The 22,446-nt window shown below is 37.1% G+C and carries 24 protein-coding genes; 3 read left to right on the plus strand and 21 right to left on the minus strand.

Annotation, left to right across the window (positions count from 1 at the left end; translation table 11 throughout):
- Window positions 1–337: 337 nt before the first annotated feature.
- From IGL42_RS11185 to IGL42_RS11195, 3 genes are all read right to left on the minus strand, one after another.
- Window positions 338–586 (minus strand): hypothetical protein, encoded by a 249-nt coding sequence (locus IGL42_RS11185; protein ID WP_002386332.1) that lies wholly within the window; start codon window positions 584–586, stop codon window positions 338–340.
- Complete coding sequence (locus tag IGL42_RS11190; RefSeq protein WP_002385270.1) at window positions 570–941, minus strand: hypothetical protein; 372 nt, start codon at window positions 939–941, stop codon at window positions 570–572. The genes IGL42_RS11185 and IGL42_RS11190 overlap by 17 nt, the downstream gene beginning before the upstream one ends.
- A gap of 64 nt (window positions 942–1,005) precedes the next feature.
- Window positions 1,006–1,374 (minus strand): CvfD/Ygs/GSP13 family RNA-binding post-transcriptional regulator, encoded by a 369-nt coding sequence (locus IGL42_RS11195; RefSeq protein ID WP_002365178.1) that lies wholly within the window; start codon window positions 1,372–1,374, stop codon window positions 1,006–1,008.
- Window positions 1,375–1,557: 183 nt separating this feature from the next.
- On the opposite strand from IGL42_RS11195, the gene IGL42_RS11200 reads away from it, so the two are divergent.
- Window positions 1,558–2,724: a MalY/PatB family protein gene (locus tag IGL42_RS11200; protein ID WP_010710937.1), complete on the plus strand. Its 1,167-nt coding sequence runs from the start codon at window positions 1,558–1,560 to the stop codon at window positions 2,722–2,724.
- 33 nt (window positions 2,725–2,757) lie between these two features.
- On the opposite strand, the gene IGL42_RS11205 is transcribed toward IGL42_RS11200, so the two are convergent.
- Complete coding sequence (locus IGL42_RS11205) at window positions 2,758–2,964, minus strand: DUF3955 domain-containing protein (RefSeq protein ID WP_002355151.1); 207 nt, start codon at window positions 2,962–2,964, stop codon at window positions 2,758–2,760.
- Between the two features lie 164 nt (window positions 2,965–3,128).
- Window positions 3,129–3,719: a peptidylprolyl isomerase gene (locus IGL42_RS11210; protein ID WP_002355150.1), complete on the minus strand. Its 591-nt coding sequence runs from the start codon at window positions 3,717–3,719 to the stop codon at window positions 3,129–3,131.
- 204 nt (window positions 3,720–3,923) lie between these two features.
- On the opposite strand from IGL42_RS11210, the gene IGL42_RS11215 reads away from it, so the two are divergent.
- The gene (locus IGL42_RS11215) at window positions 3,924–4,934 is read left to right on the plus strand and encodes an NAD(P)/FAD-dependent oxidoreductase (protein WP_010710935.1); all 1,011 of its coding nucleotides are present in this window, start codon (window positions 3,924–3,926) and stop codon (window positions 4,932–4,934) included.
- Window positions 4,935–5,082: 148 nt separating this feature from the next.
- Window positions 5,083–6,045: a phosphoglycerate dehydrogenase gene (locus tag IGL42_RS11220; RefSeq protein ID WP_010710934.1), complete on the plus strand. Its 963-nt coding sequence runs from the start codon at window positions 5,083–5,085 to the stop codon at window positions 6,043–6,045.
- A 65-nt stretch (window positions 6,046–6,110) separates the two neighbouring features.
- Here the strand turns inward: IGL42_RS11220 and IGL42_RS11225 are convergent, their stop codons facing one another.
- The 16 genes from IGL42_RS11225 to wecB all read right to left on the minus strand — a co-directional run bounded on the left by IGL42_RS11225 (window position 6,111) and on the right by wecB (window position 22,436).
- A complete protein-coding gene (locus IGL42_RS11225; protein WP_010710933.1) occupies window positions 6,111–7,664 on the minus strand; it encodes a bifunctional metallophosphatase/5'-nucleotidase in 1,554 nt (517 codons plus the stop codon).
- A 97-nt stretch (window positions 7,665–7,761) separates the two neighbouring features.
- Window positions 7,762–9,042, minus strand: a complete 1,281-nt coding sequence (locus IGL42_RS11230) for an extracellular solute-binding protein (protein ID WP_002359172.1) — start codon at window positions 9,040–9,042, stop codon at window positions 7,762–7,764.
- A gap of 23 nt (window positions 9,043–9,065) precedes the next feature.
- A complete protein-coding gene (locus IGL42_RS11235; RefSeq protein ID WP_002355145.1) occupies window positions 9,066–10,355 on the minus strand; it encodes an MBL fold metallo-hydrolase in 1,290 nt (429 codons plus the stop codon).
- Window positions 10,339–11,157: a carbohydrate ABC transporter permease gene (locus tag IGL42_RS11240; RefSeq protein ID WP_002355144.1), complete on the minus strand. Its 819-nt coding sequence runs from the start codon at window positions 11,155–11,157 to the stop codon at window positions 10,339–10,341. The genes IGL42_RS11235 and IGL42_RS11240 overlap by 17 nt, the downstream gene beginning before the upstream one ends.
- 4 nt (window positions 11,158–11,161) lie before the next feature.
- The gene (locus IGL42_RS11245; protein WP_002355143.1) at window positions 11,162–12,037 is read right to left on the minus strand and encodes a carbohydrate ABC transporter permease; all 876 of its coding nucleotides are present in this window, start codon (window positions 12,035–12,037) and stop codon (window positions 11,162–11,164) included.
- Window positions 12,037–13,170, minus strand: a complete 1,134-nt coding sequence (locus tag IGL42_RS11250; RefSeq protein ID WP_002406272.1) for an ABC transporter ATP-binding protein — start codon at window positions 13,168–13,170, stop codon at window positions 12,037–12,039. Before IGL42_RS11250 ends, IGL42_RS11245 begins: the two co-directional genes overlap by 1 nt.
- Before the next feature lie 146 nt (window positions 13,171–13,316).
- Window positions 13,317–14,255: a glycosyltransferase family 2 protein gene (locus tag IGL42_RS11255; protein ID WP_002373102.1), complete on the minus strand. Its 939-nt coding sequence runs from the start codon at window positions 14,253–14,255 to the stop codon at window positions 13,317–13,319.
- A gap of 202 nt (window positions 14,256–14,457) precedes the next feature.
- Window positions 14,458–14,787 carry a HesB/YadR/YfhF family protein gene (locus tag IGL42_RS11260; protein WP_002355140.1) on the minus strand — a complete coding sequence of 110 codons (330 nt, stop codon included), beginning with the start codon at window positions 14,785–14,787 and terminating at the stop codon, window positions 14,458–14,460.
- A gap of 54 nt (window positions 14,788–14,841) precedes the next feature.
- Window positions 14,842–15,507, minus strand: coding sequence for a potassium channel family protein (locus IGL42_RS11265; protein WP_002355139.1), 666 nt, complete (start codon window positions 15,505–15,507; stop codon window positions 14,842–14,844).
- Between the two features lie 103 nt (window positions 15,508–15,610).
- A complete protein-coding gene (locus IGL42_RS11270; protein WP_002355137.1) occupies window positions 15,611–16,243 on the minus strand; it encodes a response regulator in 633 nt (210 codons plus the stop codon).
- Window positions 16,218–17,321: a sensor histidine kinase gene (locus IGL42_RS11275; protein WP_002365182.1), complete on the minus strand. Its 1,104-nt coding sequence runs from the start codon at window positions 17,319–17,321 to the stop codon at window positions 16,218–16,220. Before IGL42_RS11275 ends, IGL42_RS11270 begins: the two co-directional genes overlap by 26 nt.
- Window positions 17,318–18,049, minus strand: a complete 732-nt coding sequence (gene liaF, locus IGL42_RS11280; RefSeq protein WP_002381168.1) for a cell wall-active antibiotics response protein LiaF — start codon at window positions 18,047–18,049, stop codon at window positions 17,318–17,320. The genes IGL42_RS11275 and liaF overlap by 4 nt, the downstream gene beginning before the upstream one ends.
- A 150-nt stretch (window positions 18,050–18,199) precedes the next feature.
- Window positions 18,200–18,679, minus strand: coding sequence for a transcription elongation factor GreA (gene greA / locus IGL42_RS11285; RefSeq protein ID WP_002355133.1), 480 nt, complete (start codon window positions 18,677–18,679; stop codon window positions 18,200–18,202).
- Between the two features lie 260 nt (window positions 18,680–18,939).
- A complete protein-coding gene (gene mltG / locus IGL42_RS11290) occupies window positions 18,940–20,325 on the minus strand; it encodes an endolytic transglycosylase MltG (protein WP_010710930.1) in 1,386 nt (461 codons plus the stop codon).
- A gap of 207 nt (window positions 20,326–20,532) precedes the next feature.
- Window positions 20,533–21,210: an HAD family hydrolase gene (locus IGL42_RS11295; protein ID WP_025191907.1), complete on the minus strand. Its 678-nt coding sequence runs from the start codon at window positions 21,208–21,210 to the stop codon at window positions 20,533–20,535.
- Window positions 21,211–21,284: 74 nt separating this feature from the next.
- Window positions 21,285–22,436 (minus strand): non-hydrolyzing UDP-N-acetylglucosamine 2-epimerase, encoded by a 1,152-nt coding sequence (wecB, locus tag IGL42_RS11300; protein ID WP_002385282.1) that lies wholly within the window; start codon window positions 22,434–22,436, stop codon window positions 21,285–21,287.
- Window positions 22,437–22,446: the final 10 nt, after the last annotated feature.

The following is a 22,446-nucleotide window of genomic DNA, read 5'->3' on the forward strand; positions in this document are numbered from 1 at the left end:
CCCTACACATTTGGTTCGTCTATTCTTTGTTCAGTTTTCAAAGGTCTACGTTACCTCGCAGCAACTTTTATATCATAACAAACTTTCGTTTGAATGTCAAGAACTTTTTTTAAAAAAGTTCTTTAAGTTGTTTTGCTCGGTTGTTGTTGTCTGTTGTGACAACTTCTATATCTTATCATCTCGCTTGTTATTTGTCAACAATTTTTTTGTTGTTTTTTCAAACTTTTTTCGAGAGATTTGAAATCAAGAATTGTTATTTAATTATTGATTTCTGAATCGCTCAGCTGTGTGACTCGCCTTGCGACATGTAATAATATATCAAGATTTTGATGTTTGGTCAACACTTTTTTTCAAAAAAATTAAAAGAAGTTTTCAATCTGTTTTCATTCTTTTCAATTATTTCGTTTTTAAACTTTTTAAATCCTAATTGTCTATCAAAACAGTTTAATTCCTTGCTAAAAATCGAACAATTTGAATCATATATTTGAAATAGTTCGATTAACTTTTTTACGTCCAACGTAAAAAAAGAAAGAATCTGTTCGATTATCGACAGATTCTTTCTTTTTTGTTTAAAACATTGGGACACCTTCAATATGATATTTTGACCAAATCGTTTTTAATTCTGCAGGTGCTACCCATGTATAGTCTTTATCCATTTCATTTTTAAGTGCTTGTTCATCCATCTCGAAGACAAACAGCGGAACATTTTCTTTATTGATATGCGCGTTAGTTAATTCTACTAAGCTAATTGAAGTAACGTCCAATTGAACCTCTTCTTTGAACCATTGTAGCATACTAGCTAAACCCGTCATCTCATCAGAAACTTTTGCCATCGCAAACTCAATCGCTTCACCTATTGGATGCATCAAAAATTTTTTACTACCATCGTTTAAGTTCAGTATGATTGTTCCAGCGACTTTTTTGTTAGACACGACATCCACCTCAATTAATTTTTAGATTCACTAACAAAAGAAATTGTAACACACTTTCTGAAAAAATACAGAATTATTTTTCAAGCAACTTATCCATTGCTTCATCAATCCATTCTGGAAGTTCTTTGTCTAAGGTTGCAAAGCCAATTTTTTTATTCTTATCCGTAAAATATTTTTTGCGTCGATGGTTCACTGAATGAACTTTGTCTTCAAGGGTCCGTAAAGATAAGCTAATCTTTTGAGAATATTCATCAACATCAATAACTTGAACGGTTACTTTTTGTCCAACGGTTAAGAGTCCATGGATATTTTTAGTAAAGCCAGCTTGTACTTCCGAAACATGAATCAGTCCTTGTGTTTCTTCGTCTAAAGAAACAAATGCGCCATATGGTTGAAGTCCGGTAATTGTGCCAGAAAGTACCATACCAATTTTGTACTTCATCAAATTTCCTCTTTTCATACGATAAATTTCTTTTTCCGTTTCTACTCATTTAAAATAATAGCATTTTTTCAACGTTTGTGCATTATTTCTTCCCTAGTTGTTAAAACAATTGTTTCATCTTTTAAGCAAAATCTACTATACTATAGGAAGTAAGACTTTATATAGAAGAAAAGGAGTTATCTTATGTTTAATTTTAATGAAACCATTGATCGTCGCCACACGAATTGTGTTAAATGGGACACCGTTGAAACGAGTTACCACGAAAAAGATTTACTACCTTTATGGGTTGCTGATATGGATTTCAAAGTACATCAGCCTATTCTTGATGCCTTGTCACAAGTTATTGAACAAGGCATTCTAGGATATGCAGTTGCACCTAATGAACTGTATCAAGCAATTCAAGATTGGCAACGGCAACACCATCAATTGATTGTTGAAAAAGAAGAAATTTTGTTTAATAGTGGCGTGGTTCCCAGTTTGGCCACAGCCGTTCAAGCGTATACAGTACCTGCGGATTCTGTCATGATTTGTGATCCAGTCTACCCCCCTTTTGCAGATGTGGTAAAACAAAATGAGCGTAGACTTGTGCGACATTCTTTACTAGAAGTTAACGGACATTATGAAGTTGATTTGGTTAAAATGGAACAACAGATAATCGAAGAAAAGGTGAAACTGTTACTTTTTTGTAATCCCCATAATCCTGGTGGGCGTGTTTGGACAAAAGAAGAATTGCTAGCTATTGGCCGTTTATGCCAAAAACACCAAGTAACTGTGGTTAGCGATGAAATTCATCAGGATTTGATTTTCAAACCGCATACCTTCACTTCCTTCACTGTCGCTGATGAAGCATTTAAGGAATTCACTGTTACCTTAACAGCGGCAACCAAAACCTTTAATTTAGCGGGGATTAAAAATTCAATGCTGTTCATTCCTAATGAAAAACTACGGCAATCTTTCGTATCTTTACAAGACAAAAATCATCAAGGCGGTATCAATACTTTTGGCTACGTTGGAACGGCAGCTGCCTATCAAACAGGGGAGGAATGGCTAACGGCATTACTTGATTATTTAAAAGAAAATATTGCTTTTGCCCTTTCTTTTTTCCGTGAAGAGCTGCCTAGCGTTCGTGTAATGGAGCCTGAAGGAACCTATCTTTTATGGTTAGACTTTAGTTCTTATTCGCTAACGGATCGGGAACTTCGCGATACCTTAATTCATAAGGGGAAAGTGGTTCTAAATCCAGGAATTAGTTTTGGTCCCCAAGGTTCTCAACACATGCGTTTAAACTTAGCTTGTTCAAAAGAAACTCTCGAAGAAGGCCTTTTACGTATCAAAAAAGCCTTTAATTAAAAACAGCTGTCCTAGTTTTTAGGACAGCTGTTTTTAATTCTTTCTTTTGCGTTTAGCTAAATAAACTCTGACGAACCAGATACCTGAAAATAGAAGTAAAATTTCTCCAATTATGATTGTATAAAATCCTGGTTCATGAACGATTCCTTGCTGATCTACATACGTAAAAAACGTTCCTATAAATGGGAGTATTACTGCAAACAAAGCCAAGGCCATTGGATATCTGTATTTTTCTAACAAATTTGCTTCCTCTCCTTCTATTCTTTAACTCAGTATCCTATAAAGACTTCATTAAAAGAAGAGATTTGGATGCTTTTAAAAAAAAGTTAGTCGTTTTAAGAAAAAAATAAAGAGTACCAACGAATTTGTCCCTCGTTGGTACTCTCTTTTTCAATTGGTTAAACTTATTCACCAATGATTTCAACTGTGTCCATCACGACGTCAAATGTTGGACGGTCTTGGGCATCCCGTTGGACTCCACCAATTTCATCCACTACATCCATACCATCAACAACATGACCAAAAACAGTATGACGGAAGTCTAACCAAGGTGTTCCGCCTTGTTTGTAAGCTTCAATAATTTCTTCTGGAAAACCAGCGTCTTCTAACTGACTCATCATTTGAGCTGGAACATTTTGATTAGTAACAACAAAGAATTGGCTGCCATTTGTGTTAGGACCAGCATTTGCCATTGACAATGCGCCGCGCAAATTGAAAACATCCCGAGAAAATTCATCCTCAAATGCTTCTCCATAAATACTTTCGCCGCCCATTCCTGTTCCGGTTGGGTCACCGCCTTGAATCATAAAATCAGGAATCACACGATGGAAAATAACGCCATCATAGTAGCCCTTTTTCGCTAATTCAACAAAATTTTTAACCGTTTTAGGCGCTTGTTCTGGGAATAATTGAACAGTGATGTCGCCTCGGTTTGTTTTAATGACCGCTTTTGGGCCTTTAGCATTTTCTAAATCTAATTGTGGAAATTGTGACATGAGAATGTCCTCCTAGATAATTATTTTATAGTTCCATCATATCGAAAAATGCTGAAAATTGCTATGATCTTTTTCCAATGATTAAAGAATACTTTGATTCGTTAGCCAAACTTGCTTTTTTCGAAAAGCCGTGCTATTTTGTGAAGTGTTCGCAAAACGATCAATAGTTGTCTCAACCCTAAATGAATTAGGAGGAATTTTCAAATGTCTGATGAAAAAGATATTTATGATTTAACGATTATCGGCGGCGGTCCTGTTGGATTATTTGCCGCTTTTTATGCGGGAATTCGTAAAGCAAAAACGAAAATCATTGATAGCCTGCCGCAATTAGGTGGTCAGCTAACAATGCTGTATCCCGAAAAATATATTTATGATATTCCTGGATTCCCTGCTATTAAAGCCGGTGAGTTAATTGCCAATTTGGAAAAACAGATGCAGCCATTTCAGCACGATGTTTGTTTGGAAGAAGAGGTCACACACCTTGCACAGGAAGCAGATGGACTTCTGCGCTTAGACACAACTAAAGGCACACATTATTCTAAAACGGTTATCTTTGCGATTGGTAACGGCGCTTTCCAACCTCGACGTTTAGCTATCGAAAATATTGAAGCCTTTGAAGGTGAGTCAATCCATTATTATGTGACTGACATGAAAAAATTCGCTGGCAAAAAAGTTGCGATTGCTGGTGGCGGCGATTCCGCAATTGATTGGGCTTTAATGCTAGAAAACGTTGCAGAAGAAGTATCTATTATCCATCGTCGCCCACAATTTCGCGGCCATGAACATAGCGTGGAACAACTGGAAAAATCTAGTGTTTCTATCAGAACTCCGTATATCATTAGTGATATTTTAAAGGAAAATAAAACGTTCACAGGCATCCAATTAACGGAGACAAAAGGTGACCAAACATTGGATCTCCCTCTGGATGATTTAATTATCAATTATGGCTTCACTTCTTCTTTAACACACCTCAAAGAATGGGGATTAGACGTTTCTAGAAATGCTATTAATGTTCATTCCGATATGTCAACTAACATTCCTGGTGTATACGCTGTAGGGGATATCTGTTCCTATGAGGGAAAAGTGAAATTAATCGCTACAGGATTTGGTGAGGCACCTACTGCCGTAAATAATGCTTTACATTACTTACGGCCCGATGCTCGACGTCAACCAGTTCATAGTACAAGTTTATTTGAAAACGGCGTACCTAAATAAGGTTAGCACTGGACTTTAGCAGTTTTTAAGCCAAGGACAAAAATCTAAATCGGATTTTTGTCCTTGGCTTTCTGCTTTACTGAAAAGCCTTTCTTTTTCTCTTTTAAATTTATTTTTGATACAATAAAAAGTGCTAGGAGGAAGAAAGATGAACCAACCAATTATTTATTTAAATGAAGTATTCAACGAAGAACAACTGGAACAAGTGAAAGCTGTGGCGCCCAATTATCTAGTTAAAACATCTACCGATCATTTATCCTCTGCTGAAGAAGAGGCAATCGAAATTATGTTAGGCTGGCATAAAGAAATTGGTCCGCGTTTATTAGCCTCTGAGACTAGTCACCTAAAATGGATTCAGCTCATTTCTGCTGGTGCTGATTATATGGATTTTGATAAATTAAGAGAAAAAGGCATTCTGTTGTCTAATGGTAGCGGAATCCATAGTGTTTCTATCTCAGAACATGTTTTAGGCGTTTTATTAGCACATACCCGCGGACTGCAAGAAAGTATCCAACAACAAATGCAACACACATGGAATCAAACAGCCCCTTTCTATCAACAACTTTCTGGGCAAAAAATGTTAATCGTAGGCACCGGGCAAATCGGACAACAATTAGCTAAATTTGCTAAAGGTTTAAATCTTCAAGTTTATGGCGTGAATACCTCTGGACATGTGACGGAAGGCTTCATTGAATGCTATTCACAGAAGAATATGAGTAAAATTATCCATGAAATGTCCATTGTTGTGAACATTCTTCCTTTGACTGAAACAACAAAACATTTATACAATCAGGCACTTTTTGAAAAAATGGCTCCTGAAACAATTTTCGTAAATGTTGGTCGAGGCGCCTCAGTAGCAACGAACGATTTGATAACTGCCTTAAACAATAAAACCATTGCTTTTGCTGCCTTAGATGTCTTTGAAGAAGAACCTCTTCCCGAAGATAGCCCTTTATGGGAGATGCAGAATGTTTTATTAACACCTCATATTTCTGGCATGACACCGAAGTTCAAATCAAAATTACTGGCGATTTTTATTCCAAACTTAAATCAATTTGTGACGGATCAGACCCTCGTCAAAAACCAAGTTTCCTTAAAAAAAGGCTATTAACTCAAAAAAGGCCTTCAACCATCTTTCAAGTAATTGCATGGTTGAAGGCTTTTTTTTGCTATTTTTTACCAGATAACCTTGAAGTTATCATTTGTCGACGCTTGAATGATTGGATGTTTTTTTAAATATTCTGCAATCAGTTCCGTCATATCAATTTGAATTTCTCGAATAATTTTTTCAGGTTGGAACATTTGATAGTTTCCGCCACCGACTGCTCGGTATTGATTTGTCACGATTTCCAAAACATCTTCTGCTTGCACTGCTTTGCCATGATAATTAAGTTTCGTCACTCTTTCACCAAACGGTTGTCTTAAATCAAGCGTATACTCAATGCCTTCATACATATCATAATTATAGTATTGTGGTTTTGGATCGACATATTTCGGGTTGAAAATTGGTTGGCCTTTTTCTAACACAAAATAAGTAGCGCTTTGTTCTAACGCTTCACGGAGGTCTTGTCCAGTGACACGCAATACAGCCAAGGTATTTGGATAAATGTAGTTGGTAATGATATCGCGCATCGTAATTTGGTTATTAAACCCTTTGCCTTCATTGTTAAAAAGTGCAGTCCCTGAAATATCCGTTCCGCTTGAAGCCATTTGGACGTTATTAATAAATTCTATATATGGATGTTCTTTGAGGCGTACGGCATTCGGATTTTGAATCGTCATATCCCCTTCCACATTTCCCACTGGTTGGTCAAGCCACTCTTCTACCTCTTCATGTAACGCTGTTGTCAAAGCTAAAATTTCTGCATCTGGTTGTTCGTTTCCAACAGGATGAATAGCTGCGTCACTTCCAATAACGCGATAGCCTTTAGCCATAGGTTCAATTTCTAAAGTAATTTCTCCAACGAAAGCTCCTCGAAAACCTGGTTGAATCACAGGTATTCCATTCAGTTTTGTAGCAATTTCTCGATGTTGGTGACCAGTGACTAAGGCATCAATCCCAGGAACTTTTTCCAATAAATCGTAGCCTTCATTTTCTCCTGTTAGTAATTCCGTGGGTTCCCCTGTTTCTAAATCTTTTTCAAAACCGCCATGGTAAGCGACAACAACTAGGTCCGCTTCTTCCCGCAGTTTTGGCACGTATTCTGCCGCTGTTTCAACGACACTTTTAAACGTTAAATCTTTGACTGTTGCCGGCTGTTCCCAATGAGGAATATATTGAGTCGTCACGCCAAGGATGGCTACTTTAACCCCTTGTTTTTCTATGATGACATACGGCTGACCGAAATAAGGTTGTCCATCTTTACCAAGAATATTGGCAGCTAAAACTGGCTGTTGATAACTGGCAATCGTTTCCTTTAAATAATCTAATCCGTAATTAAATTCGTGGTTACCTAAAATGCTAACATCATAATCCATTTGATTAATGATCTTAGTGATGGCTTCCACTGAATGTGTTTCTGCTTTTCTTACGTAATAACTAAGCGGCGAACCTTGAATAAAATCCCCATTTTCAATTTGAAAAACTGGTCCTTTGGCAGACGCACGTAACTTTTTCAGCATGGTTGCTGCTTTTGCGGTTCCAAAAGGCAAATCCATCTTTTTTTCACTATAACTTGTTGGCATAATGTACCCATGCATATCACTTGTTGCTAAAATTTTTATTTGCATTTTGTTTCTCTCCTTCTTCCGCCCAAAAGAACAGGAAGGTTAGAACACGAGCCATAACGACTCAGATCCCAACCTCCCACGTCTGTTTATTTATTGATTATTGGTTCCATGCTTGTTCAAATTGTGATGTTGCATCTTTCAATAATTTTTTCGTGTCTTTATTTGATGAAGCAAAAATACTTTCCATAATTGTCCGCATTTCATTATAGGCTGAATCAGCATTCTCTTCTACTGGGATAGCGAATAAATCTTTTACTGCGTTTTCAAGTTGTGCAGGTACTTTGGTTGTCTTAGAGTTTTTGTACTCATCACTGTGTAAAACAGATTCTAAAATTGGCATATAACCTGTTTGTTGTGCCCAGTACAATTGTGAATCAGGAGTAGCTAAGAATTTCATGAATTCAAATGCCGCTGTCCGTTGTTCTGGCGTAGCACTATCGAACATATAAATATCTGTTCCTTGTTGTAAGTTGATTTTTTCAGGACGTGGTGCAACACCGTATTCATAGCCACCAGCTTCAGCATCTTTTTGAACAAAACCAGCACCAGCAATACTACCGACAAACATTGCTACCTTTTTGTTTGCAAATGGGCCAGATAAATATTTATCTGAACCAGCTGTGCGGAAGTAACCTGCTTCGATACCATCACGGTAATAGTCCACGACTTCTTGTGAATCTTTGCTTGTTAAATCTAAGTCTTTATTAAAATCAACGCCTTTGTTTTTCATTCCAATTGCGTAATAGTTATTTAACGAGTCAAAACCAGCACCAACGACTTCTTTGTTGGATTTTTCGTAAATTGTTTTAGAAGCTTCTTTTAATTCCTCTAATGTTTTCGGTACTTCAACACCATATTCTTTCAACAAATCAGCATTATAGAATAACATTTCTGTCGATTTATTAAATGGAATGCCGTATTGTTTGCCGTCGATTTTGGCGCCGTCTAATAATACTTCACGAATTGGCTCTGCATCTTTCCAGCCGATTGTGTCATCATCCATATATGGTTTTAAGTCCACTAACATTTCATCTTGTGCAGCATTCCATAACCAGCCTGGGTACGCTTGCGTAATTGTTGGTAAATCTTTTGGTGAAGTTAAAGTCGAATTGATTTTGGCTTGTAAATCAGGGTAAGCAGATTGATTTTGTAATTCCACTTTAATTTTTGGATTTTCTTTCATGAAGTCTTTCGTTAATTTTGTTAACGCTTCTTCTTGAACCCCATTCATTGCATGCCAGAAAGTGATTGTCGTATCTTCCTTCACTTCTTTCACAATATCGTTTGATTCTTTGGCCCCATTACCGTTACCACAAGCCCCCAATGCGAAAATAGCTGCGGTTGCTAACACTGTTGTTGCTAGAGTTTTGAACTTCATTTTTTTCTCTCCCTTAAAAAAATTTATAAAACAATTTGCTCGCCACGTTCTGGCAATATTCTTTCACCATACGGGTTTTCCAGTTTTTCTGGTTTTAACGTATGGATTGGAACCAATACTTGAGGTTCAATCAATGCAATAATTTTATCCAGATCTTCTGGAATTGCATGTCCTGAACAAGCTAAACGGACAAAAGTAATGTCTTTTTTAGCCAACAAATCTAAAAACACGCGATACTGTGGATCAAAGTCCCCTAACGGTTGCGCATCACTGTGAATGTATAAACTACCTTCTTGGAGGTTGTCAAACTGGTTCACAACTTGCCACAAATAGTCTGTTTTGTCCTTTAGTAACGTGTCATACGGGATTTCTAACGCTGGATTCAATTCTGGTATTTTACCAGATTCAGCATAATAATAACGAACTTCTATTCCAAATACTTCAAGTAACAACGCAGCCATATTTGCTTCTAAAACGACTGTACGTGGTGACTTTTCAATAATCTTAGCAAAACGTTCCACGTTTGCTGGATAACCATTAAAGGTAATTTGTCGATTCGGGTTTTCTAGTTCTAAACGAACCAAGTGCTGAACAAGATCTTCTTCACTGACAACCGCTATTTGGGCTGGATCTGGTTCACGTTCTGGGAAGCTAATGCTTACGCCTTCCATCATTAATAATTCAGTATGTTTAGCTTTTTCACAAAAAGCTAAAGTCTCTTCACGATTATGGCCATGTAAGCGCAAATCACCTGTGTATGTGATGAAATGGTCAGGCGTGCGAATCAGTAATGCCGAAGCACCGTACGCATCATGATCAACAGGCACGATTTCCACTGAAATTTCGCCAACTTTAATCACATCGTTTTTATTAAGACCAATCATTTCTCGGGTAAAATTCTTTTCTTCAAACGGTGATGGAATCAAAAAATCACCTTTGCGATTTAAACTATTTAGAATCATCTTCGTTTCTTTTAATGTGTACAACGGAACAGCTGGGTCTAAATAATTAATCATGCGCGAATGATCTAAATGGGCATGAGATAAGAAAACAGCTGTGTGTTGATACTCTTTGTCTTCTGTACCATGATATTCATAACCTAAACGTGGATCATATAAGTCTTTTAATTCTGGCACTAAACGATTATTAATTAAGGTTTCAATGTGATCATCAGGCAAATCTAATTCTGGTCGAAATTCTGTACCAAAATCAAAGAAGATGTGGGCATCTTTATACGCCACTTCAATCACGGTTCCTCCAATTGTTAAAATGCCACTGTGAAAAGTCACAGTTGTTTTAGCCTTTGATTCCATTTTTTGCAACTCCTCTGATAATTTCTTTTCTGAAAATCAAGTAAATAATTAAAATTGGAATAACGGTTAATGTTGCAGCAGCCATTTGTAAATGTACGTCACTACCGCTCTCTGTCGCAAAGGCCGATAGTCCATTATTCAATAGACGGTATTTTTTCTCGTTCGTCACCAACAATGGCCACAAGAAAGAATTCCAACTAGAAATAAATGTTAAAATCCCTACTGTTACCAACGCTGGTTTTGACATTGGTACTAAAATACGCCAAATGTATTCTAAATCACTAGCGCCATCAATCTTGGCAGCCTTGTAAAAAGTATCAGGAATACCTTTTAAATAACCGTTTAAATAGTAAATATAAAAAATACTAGTTAAAAATGGAATAATTAAGGCGCTGTAAGTATTTAACAAACCTAATTGCGCAATCGTTTGATAATTGGTAAAAATAATAGATTCATACGGAACCATTAACAACGAAATCATCAAAGCAATGACCACATTTTTAAAACGGAACTTCAAACTCGTTAACGCGAATGAAGCTAACACGGCGGTGACTACCGTAGCAATCGTTGTAACACCTGAAACAAAGACTGTGTTTAAGAAATACCGAAGAAAGGGTGCTTTTTGAAAGACCTCTGTGTAGTTTTGCCATTGTGGTTGTTTCGGAAACATGGTTGGCGGCATGCTGGTCGCTTCAGAGTAACTCATTAAACCAGCTAAAATCATATAGACAAATGGAAATAACGTAATAACGGCTAAAATGCCTAAGAAAACAAATGCGATAATCGTTAAAACTTTTTTCATTGGCTTATTGCCCCACTTTCTTTAAGAGTTTATTTTGTAAGAAAGTGACCACTAAAATAATCACAAATAAAATCACTGTGGCGGCCATCGCAATTCCGGGACGCCCTGCAATGTGGAATTTGTCATAAATATAGTACACTGCGGTTGTGGCACTATTGGCAATCCCCGCACGACCACCGAATAAAGCATAAACTTGTGTATAAACTTTAAAGGCGCCAATTAAATTGACCGTTAATAAAAAGGCAATGGTCGGGACTAGCTGCGGAAACGTAATACGTCGGAAAATTTCGCCGTCTGAGGCACCAAACATTTTTGCAATTTTAAAATGTTCTTCATCAATATTTCTCAACCCAGCCAACAAAATAATAATATTAAATGCTAAACTCGTCCAAACCCCAAAAATAATCAATGTCGGCATACTCATTTGAACATTATCTAGCCAGTTGACAGAAGGAATGCCGAAAAAGCCTAAGACGTAATTGACAATTCCATAATCGCCATTAAAGAAGTAACGGAAGACAATCCCAATGGCAATCGTACTCGTTACATAAGGCATAAAGAAAATCGTTTCAAAGAAACTCTTATGTTTAACTTTTTCAAAGATAATCCAAGCAATTGCTAGGGAAATTATCAAGGCAATCGGTACCACAGCAAATGCATAGAGCGCTGTATTTTTTAACGCTTTATAGAAGATTGGATCATTCAATACACGTTGATAATTTTCTAAACCAGCGTAGCGTTGGTTAATTAAGGAACCTTTTTGGAAACTCATCCACAAAGAACGAAACAGTGGATAAACGCTAAACAGTAAAATGATTCCTAATGATGGCAGAAGGAAGAGCCATGCTTTTGGTTGATTTTCTGGATTGTATTTTTTCATTAGTAAACCCGGTCTCCCGCTTCGTTAAAGATAAATACTTTTTTATATGAAAAATCAAAAGATAAAGTGTCTCCTTCTTCAATCGCTTCTTCTACACTTACAATTGATTTCACTTGTTCATTTCCTAATGTAAATCGTAAAATACGTTCTCGACCAATCAATTCCACTAAATCTGTCGTTGTGGTAAAGAGACCTGTTTCAGCTGGTACCACATCTTCCGGACGAGAAGCAAACGTATATTTCCCATCAGTCATTGGCATTTTAAAGCGTGCTTGCTCAAAACGCTCAAGCGGAATTTCAAAACTTTTGTGGTACATTTTGCCGTCTTTCACTTCAACAGACAATAAATTAATAATTGGGTTACCTATGAACTGAGCAACAAATAAGTTATTTGGTTCTAAGTAAAGGTTTTGAGGTTCATCATTTTGTTGAATAACCCCTTCGTTTAATAAAATAATTTTATCACTGATTGATAGCGCTTCCTCTTGGTCGTGCGTTACAAAGATTGTTGTAATCCCTACTTCTTTCACCAAGCGGCGGATTTCTTCACGAATTTTCAAACGCAAACGTGCATCCAAGTTACTTAAAGGCTCATCTAATAATAAAACATCTGGTTTTTGAACTAACGCCCGGGTAATCGCAACACGCTGTTGTTGACCACCAGAAAGTGTGCCTGGCTTTTTATGGCTTAACTCTTCAATATTCGTTAGTTTCATATATTCTTCGGCAATAGCTTGTGCCTCTGCCTTGGGAACTTTCTTACTTCCTACCGACAAAGGAAACATTACGTTTTCTAGAACAGTCATATGTGGATATAAGGCATAGTTTTGAAAAACGAACCCGATGTTCCGATCTTTTGGTGCTGTTTTGACAACCGATTGCTGTCGAAACTGAATATCTCCATCACTTGGATGTAATAAACCTGCAATTAAGTTTAAAATTGTGGATTTCCCACACCCACTTGGTCCTAACAAACAAACCAAGTCCCCTTGCTCAATCGTAAAATTGACCGATTTTAACGCTTCAAACCCATTATCGAATACTTTTTTCAAGTCGATAACTTCTATCATGACCCAACCTCCAAAAAAACATTTAATAGCATACCTTTTGATTTTAACATTTATTTCTTGCAACCGCGAGAGCAAAGCTGCTTCATTAAGATAAAAATAGGTAAAGTTAATGTATTTTTTATGTAAAAAATGTTGTTTTTCTGAAAAGTCTATTCACACTTTTTTTAATGCACAACAAAAAAACAGAGAATTTTTCTCTGCTTTTTTGGTTATTTTTTAGAATCTTTTTCTGATTCCTTTACAATATAAATTGGTCGTTTTTTCGTTTCTAAGAAAATTTTGCCGATATATTTGCCAATAATTCCTAAACATAATAGTTGCAAACCACCTACAAAAAGTACAATACAAACCATTGAAGGCCAGCCGCTTGTTGGATCACCATTAACTAATGTTCGAAAGATAATCACTAACATTGCTAGTGCAGAACCAATACACGAAAAGGCGCCAACGTATGAAGCAATATTCAATGGTGTTTCTGAAAAATTGACAATCCCGTCAATTGAATAACTTAATAGACTCCAGAAAGACCAAGAGGTTTCTCCAGCAATTCGTTCTCGATTTTTAAATTCAATATATTCTGTTTTAAAGCCGACCCAACTAAAAATCCCTTTTGAGAAACGATTATACTCAGATAACTCTAAAATCGCATCGACCATTTGTCGGGTCATGACACGAAAGTCACGGGCACCATCCACCATTTCCGTCTCAGCAATCCGATTAATGAGTTTATAGAACATCCGTGCAAAAAAGCTACGAATGGGCGGTTCGCCGTCTCTTGTTATGCGTCGTGTGCCAACACAATCTAAATCTGTACTGGTTTCAATCATCTCAATCATTTGAGGTAATAACTCAGGCGGGTCTTGTAAATCAACGTCCATGACTGTCACTAAGTCACCTGTTGCTTCTTTTAAACCAGCGTATAAGCCCGCTTCTTTCCCAAAATTTCGTGAAAAAGAAAGATAACGGACCTTCTCTGGATGTTCGCGATAAAGCTGTCTTAAAACAGCTAACGTATTGTCTTTTGAGCCATCATTCACAAATATATATTCTACTGAATGAGACAGTTGCTGGCTAATTTTTTCTACTTCTTCAAAAAACAGCGGAATCGCTGCTTCCTCATTATAACAAGGGACAACAATTGATAACATTTTATTTCCTCCACACTTCAGTTAATTATCATTATACCATATAATAGCCTTATTAAATAACGATATCCAACTAAAATAACTTAAATAGAAAGAACCTGAGAAAAAATCCAAAACGATTTTTTCTCAGGCTGACTAGCGGTTAAACGAAAGCAACAGAAATAGTCCTACGCACTACTTCAGCCTCTTTTGTTTAGCACTAAAATTATTTTGTTAAATCTTCTTGGTTTGCTTCAAATTGATAACGCGGTTCATCATTCTTTTCATCATAATCAACAATCAAATCATACCCTTTAAAGAACCAATCATCTGTTTCTTCAATAAAATAGGTAATCCCATCTAGGTTCTCTTTAATCATTGGCTCATCTGGCGCTTCTACAGACATCGCAATGGAAAAACCATCATGAACAGGTGTTTTTCCGTAAATTTTTCCGAAAAAACGAATGCCTGTCTCAGGCTGAACCCCGGTTTCTTCTTTAAACCATTGTTGGGCTTTCGGTGTCACTTCTAATTTCATTCTTTGTTCCTCCTTCACATCTCTGTCGCCATTTATTGTAGCACAGCGCAGTGCTTTTAGAGAATAAAGTGCTTAGCCATTCATTTTTTCATCTAATAAATCGACATCTGCGGTATCACCGATAACTAATAAATTGTCGTTTTCTCGAACAATTTCAGAAGCATCTGGCGAAGCAATTACTTCTGTTTTCGAGCGGCGAATCGCTACCACAGTTAAACCAAATCGCTGACGGAAATTTAATTCTGCTAAGGTTTTATTGTAAAATTTAGGATTGGTGACCCGAACCTCAGCTAATGAAAATTCGCTAGATAATTCAATATAATCTAAAATATTGCGTGAAACAAGTTTATGGGCAATTCGAATACCCATATCTCGCTCTGGGTGAACGACCATGTCTGCCCCAATTTTATCTAAGACACGGGCATGATATTCATTGACTGCTTTGGCTAAGACATTGGGAACCCCCATCTCTTTAACCATTAATGTTACTAAAATACTCGCTTGAATATCTTCACCAATTGCCACCACTACGTGATCAAAATTCCGAATCCCTAAAGAACGCAACGTCATTTCATCTTGGGCGTTAGCCACCACTGCATGCGTTGCAATATTCATATATTCATTGACACGGTCTTCACTGCTGTCAATGGCCAAAACTTCTTGACCAGCTTCCACCAAAGTTTGGCATATGCTGCCGCCAAAACGTCCTAAACCAATAATTGCAAAATTTTGTTTCATTTCTTCTGACCGCTCCTGTCTGTTCGTTAAAATTAGTATAACAAATCCATAAATAAATTCCTAGAAGGATTTCCTAGAATTTATTTATGGATTTATCTGATATTTATTTGGCTAAACCATGTTGAAAAGCATAAATCGCCGCTTGGGTCCGATCATCCACATCTAGTTTTGCTAAAATGTTTGAAACATGTGTTTTAACTGTTTTCAAAGTGATAAAGAGTTCATCAGCTATTTCCTGATTACTTTTACCTTGTGCAATCAACATTAAAATTTCGTGTTCTCGGTTTGTCAAATCTTCGTGCAACACCGGCTCTTGTTTTTTTGTTAACCGTTCCATCATCTTATGCGTCACTTCAGGTTCCAACACACGCTCTCCGCGATAAGTCGCCCGAATTGCATCAGCAATCTCATGAGCTGTTGATGTTTTTAATAGGTAGCCTGCTGCACCAGCTTCAATCGCCGGATACACTTTTTCATCATCAATAAAACTCGTCACAATAATAATCTTGGCTTCTGGCCAATCTTTCAAGATCGCTTTTGTTGAATCAATGCCGTCCATTTCTTCCATTACCAAATCCATCAAAATAACATCTGGACGTAGTTCCAATGCTTTTTCATAGCCAATCTTACCATTTTCTGCTTCGCCTACGACTTCTATATCCTCTTGAATAGATAAATATGATGAAACGCCTAAACGGACCATTTCATGGTCATCCACTAACATTACTTTGATCACTTGCAGTTTCCTCCTTTATGACAGGAACTTTAATTTCAACGCTGGTTCCCTGCCCTTTAAAACTAATAATTTTAACTGTACCGCCCATGCCGACAACACGTTCTCGAATATTATTTAAGCCATAACTACCGGCTTTATTACTTTGTTCCTTCATATCAAAGCCGACACCATCATCAACAATACGCAATAACACGTTTTTATCGACTTGGTGTAAGTATACCTCTAATTCCTTTGCTTTGGCATGTCTTAAGGTATTTGAAAGTAACTCCTGCACAATTCGGAAAAGATGATCCTCAATGCTGCTATTTAAATGAACATCTTCAACATCCCAAATCAATTCAATTTTAATTTTTGTTTGTAGTTCTTTCAGTAATTGTTCAATACCTTTACGCAAACTTTTTCCTTCTAGACTGATAGGACGCAAGTGCAATAGTAGCGCGCGCATTTCCGATTGGGAGGCATTAATGATTTCTGCCACCATGGCTAGTTGTTTACGATATGGTTCCGGGGTTTCTGTTCGTTGTGCTTGTTCATTTAATGCAGACAACATCATCATGGCTGCAAAAAGTTGTTGACTGACTGAATCATGCAACTCCCGCGCCAAACGATGCCGCTCGTTCTCTAAAATTTCTTCTTTTGTTTGCCCATCCATTAATTGCGGTCGACTGTTTAATAATTGCAATTCTTTAGACATCTCTAATAATTTATTTTTAATCGACCAAATATCTTGTTCGACTTCGGTTAGATAATGGTCTTGATTTTCACTGGTCGTTGGTTTGTTTAAGACTGGACTTTCATAATTACCGTTGGCCAATAACCGAAGTTTTTCTTCAATCCGTCCATATTGCCCTTTTTGAACCAATGAAATCAGTAAAAAGGTCAATAAGCCTATTAGTAAGGATATGAGAACAATGTGCACAATTAGTGGTAGATAAAAGACTTTTCTCTGAAGAAGCTCTAATAGCCACCGGTTTTGTTTAATCGAATGAAAATATGAAAACAATGTAATTAAGATAACAATAAAGGTGCTAAGGGACGCATATAATGAAATCATGCGTCTTGAAATCCGATCGGTCATACACGGATCACCTCAACATCTCCTACTAAAGTGTTCGTCATAATTTTCAAACGACGAAGATTGGTATCATAATCATTGCTGTAAATTTTTAATGATTCGTTTTTCAATTGATATTTTTCTTCTTCAAAACGTACCGTTCCGTAAAAAGTTGAATGTTCTAACAAAATAGCTACACCTAACGGCACTAGAATTCGCGTGCGGCCAAAACCTTTACGAATAATAATAATATTGTCTTCTTTCGGTAGTAGCGTATTACCTAAATCAATAATGGTGTCCCCAGAGATTAAATCAATATTGATATCGTCCCATTCATAGATATTGTTACCAATGCGTTCGTTGGCAAACCAGCGGCGTTTAAATCGTTTGCCATTTTTAGGTTCTTTTGCCGCCGTCTCCACCATAATCATTTGTTTTTTACGCCAAGGTGCTCGCTCAGCTATATCCACGCCTGAAATCTCAAAGCCTTTTAAGCCGATAAAGAGTACGCCAAAAATCAACATAAACCAAACAGCCGTGCTGTTCATTGCACCAATGACAATAAAAACAACGCCGAGGACGAATTGAAAGTTGTTAAAATGTGTTTTAGATGCTTTCCTGGAAACGTAGGCCACAAGTAAAACGCCAATTGTTAATAAAACAGCTAATCCAGGATTATGTACAATTTGCCATAACGCCAGAATAAAAAGTAATGCTTCTGCGACGATAAAAAAGCGCCAAGGGTTATTCATAGATTTGCCTCCTCCCTCTGTCATTTATTTTACTCGTTTATTTTATTTAATCATAGTGGTTTGCGCCTCAGGTTACCATAGGACTTTAGCCCTAAATGTCCTAGATTGCGAAAGGACAGGCCTTGGAAGCTGCCTGCCCTACTCAATTATTTAGTTTGCTTCAACTTTTGTAATTTTAACTGTCATGTCGCCACCAGGTGTTGCAATAATCACTTGGTCGCCTAATTGTTTACCAATTAAGGCTTGCGCAATCGGTGAATCATTAGAAATTTTACCAGAAAATGGATCGGCTTCGGCACTTCCTACGATTGTGTATTCCTCTTCTTCTCCGTCAGGTAACTCTTGGAAAGTAACTGTTTTACCGATGGAAACTTCGTCTTGGTCCACGCCATCATTATCGATGATTTCTGCAAAACGAATCATATTTTCTAACGTTGTAATACGTCCTTCAACGAAAGCTTGTTCATCTTTAGCTGATTCATACTCTGAGTTCTCTGAAAGATCCCCAAAGCTACGAGCGATTTTAATACGCTCTACGATTTCTTTACGTTTAATTGTTTTTAATTCTTCTAGCTCTTGTTCTAATTTTTCTTTTCCTTCAAGAGTCATTGGATATACTTTTTCTACCATGTTAATTCTCCTTTTTCGCTTAACGATACGTAGTTCTTGGTTGGTTATTGAAAAAAATTCCGCTTTCAATCCACAAAAGAGTACCACGCTTTTTCTAAATTGTAAATATAATTATTGAATTTTTGTGATTTTGCTAAATTTTATTTATATAAATTTCTAGTTGCTACTCTTTCCCTCTGTTAAACAGATTACTTTTTGAGTATCTAAAAGCTTGGTGAATCATACAAAATTGATTCACCAAGCTCTTTTATGTTTTCATTTTATTCACTACTTGAATTATTGACATACTGATTTACTAATACTTGATGTTCTTCATATGTTTTTGAGAAGTAGACTTTTCCTGTAGAAATATCTGCTACAAAGTATAAATAGTCACTTGGTGTCGGATTCAAGACTGCTTTAATTGACTCCTCACTTGGGCTATCTAATGGTCCTGGTCCATAACCAGTATTTTTATACAAGTTATAAGACGAGTCCACTTCCAAGTCAGCATACGTTACAGTTTCTTTGTGTTCTCCTAGAGCATACAAAATAGAAATATCTGATTGGATCGGCATATCGGCAGCCAAGCGGTTAAAGAATACTTGCGCAATTTGTTTGCGGTCTGCTTCTTTGACTCCTTCTTTTTCAACCAATGAAGCTAACGTTAAGACTTGCTGATTGGTTAAATTCTTTGCATGAATTGTCGGCGTATATTGTTCCATTACTGTGTTCATTTTAGCAATCATTTGTTCGACAAATTCAGGAAGTGTTGCTTTTTTGTAGTAATCATAAGTTGCCGGGAATAAATACCCTTCTAAGCGATAACGAACCCCTTCTGCGGTTGCAGCACTTTCAAGTAAATCAGGATACTTAGCCTTCATTTGATTGAAGAAGTCTTCGTTTTTCATTAATGCAATGAAATCTGCTTTCTTGAAATCTGTATTTTTTTCAATAGCTTCGCCAATTTTATCTATATCGTAGCCTTCAGGAATCGTTACTTTGCCATCTGCAATTTTAGTTGGTTCTGGCGTGCCTCCTTCTTTTAGCATTTCACCAATTTCATCGAGTGTCATGCTTGGAGACATTTGATAATAGCCCGCTTGAAAATCTGTTAAGTTTTTAAATTTTACGTAGTAGTTAAAAACCATTCCGCTTTTAATGACGTTGCTTTCTTCTAAAACCGCAGCAATTTGCTTATTAGAAGATCCTTCTGGGATATGCACTTGAACAAGCTTCTTATTGTTCTTGTCTAGTGGCTGTAGCCCAGCATCTACATATTTATAAAAAGTAAACCCAAAGATTGCCATCATTAAAACTAATACAGAAACTACAATTAACACGATACGACCGACTAAACGATCTTCTTTTTTACGTGTTTGTTTTTTTGTATTTGTTGGCTTTTCGTCTGTTTCAATCGGGGTTGGCTCTTCGACTGTCTGTGTTGTCTTGTCTTTCCCACGTCTTCGAGCAGCTCTAGAACCTGCACGTGTTTGTGTTGTGCGGCTCGCTGTTTCTTGTGATTCATCAGATGAAGGTTGGGGAGACCTATCATTTTTTTCAGAGGAATCAGGTTGATCGCCATCATTTCTACCTTTTAAAGACCCAGTTACTTGATCTCTAAGCGAAGATTTGGGATCTTGGTTATTTTGGTTATCATTAGCCAAAACTAACCCTCCTTACTATTCTATCGTTTATGACTGAAACTATTATACATGAAACCTCTTTAAAATTAAATGTTTTTAATAAAAAGACCGTCATTCCCCGATAAAAAATTCATCATTGACAACGTTTAAAGCCTATGATGGCGCTTTTCTATTGAAACGATAATAAATCTTAAAATCCTCCTAAATTTATCGAAAATCCATTTTCTATTAAGAATTTTGTAGCAAAATAGCACCTAAGCCTTTAGGTGATTGTACTAGGAATGTCGCTCCCGCCTCTTGTAATTCTGTTTCTTCACCAAATCCATACAAGACACCTATACTATCTAAGCCATTTTGTTGAGCACCAAGAATGTCATGGTTGCGATCACCAACCATGATAATCGCTTCTTTGGTTGGGTCTAATTGAGCTTCCGTTAATGCATACTGAATCACATCTGCTTTTTTAGAACGATAACCGTCCATACTCGCTCCATAGATGCCTGTAAAATAACGATCTAAATCAAAATGAGTAATAATCTTTTTAGCAAATTCTTCTGGCTTGGAAGTCGCAATGTATAACTTTGCTCCCGCTTCCTTTAACCTTGTTAACACTTCTGGAATCCCTGGATACACATGGTTTTCAAGCATACCTTTTCTCTGATAATACGCTCGATAATGACCCACGGCTTGTTGCGCTGCTTCAGCTGAAGGCGCCATGTGCAAAAATGATTCATATAAAGGCGGCCCTATGAAAGAACGTAACGTCTCCTCGCTAGGAGCTGGCCAGCCTAATTGTTCTGTTGCGTATAAAATAGAACGCATAATGCCGCTACCAGAATCCGTAATTGTGCCATCTAAATCAAATAAAATCGTTTGATACATCTTCACTTCACTACTTTCTAGCATTTTTTGTCTAATTGATTCTTCAAAATAAGATACGCAAAAGAAGCACATTTTTCAGCGCTTCTCTGCCTTTTTATTTATTTTGCTGTAAACGTATCTGGTTTTTTATCTGATTGCTGCATTTCATAGGCAATGGCTTCAACGATTCGGCGGCTAGCTTGACCATCCCCATACGGATTTTGTGCATGCGCCATCGCGTGGTAAGCATCAGAATCAGTCAATAATGTTTTCGCCTCTTGATAGACTACTTGTTCGTCTGTACCAACCAATTTCAATGTTCCTGCCGCTACGCCTTCTGGACGTTCCGTTGTATCTCGTAAAACTAAAACTGGCACACCTAAGGAAGGAGCTTCTTCTTGCACACCGCCAGAATCAGTTAAAATTAAAGAACTTTTCGCTGCAAAATTTTGAAAATCTTTGACATCCAATGGTTCAATTAAATGCACACGAGCTAATTCACCTAAGTGTTCCGCTACTATTTCACGGACTTTGGGATTTTTGTGCATAGGGAAAATGACTTCAATTTCTGGATGTTCCATTACAAGTCGACGAACAGCTTTAAACACATTTGCCATTGGCAGGCCTAAATTTTCACGACGATGCATTGTAATTAGCACGATGCGTTGGTCTGTAGGGATTTTTTCCAATAAATCATTTTGATAGTGGGCATCAACGGTGTACGCCATCGCGTCAATTGCTGTATTGCCAGTCACATAAATATGTTCTTCTGGATGATTTTCTTTGATTAAATTGTCCTTACTTTGAGTGGTTGGGGCAAAATAAATATCAGTTAACACATCTACCAGTTGACGATTCATTTCTTCCGGAAACGGAGAATATTTTTGCCAGGTCCGCAATCCTGCTTCCACATGTCCCACTGGAATCTGTTGATAAAAAGCAGCCAATGCAGCCGCAAATGACGTGGTTGTATCGCCATGAACCAAGACAATATCCGGCTGTTCTGTCACAAGAACCTCAGTTAATAAATTCAAAACACGACTTGTAATATCTGTTAAGGTTTGCCCATCTTTCATGATATTTAAATCATGATTCGGTGTAATTTGAAAATCTTCTAACACTTGATCCAACATTTGGCGATGTTGCGCTGTTACGACTACTACAGAGTCAAATCCTTGACTTTGCTCTTCTAAAACTTTGATTAAGGGAGCCATTTTGATTGCTTCTGGCCGTGTTCCAAAAACCGTCATTACTTTAATTTTCTTCATCATTTTCCTCCTA

The organism is Enterococcus sp. DIV0712, from assembly GCF_050554855.1.
In the GTDB taxonomy this organism is placed as follows: domain Bacteria; phylum Bacillota; class Bacilli; order Lactobacillales; family Enterococcaceae; genus Enterococcus; species Enterococcus faecalis.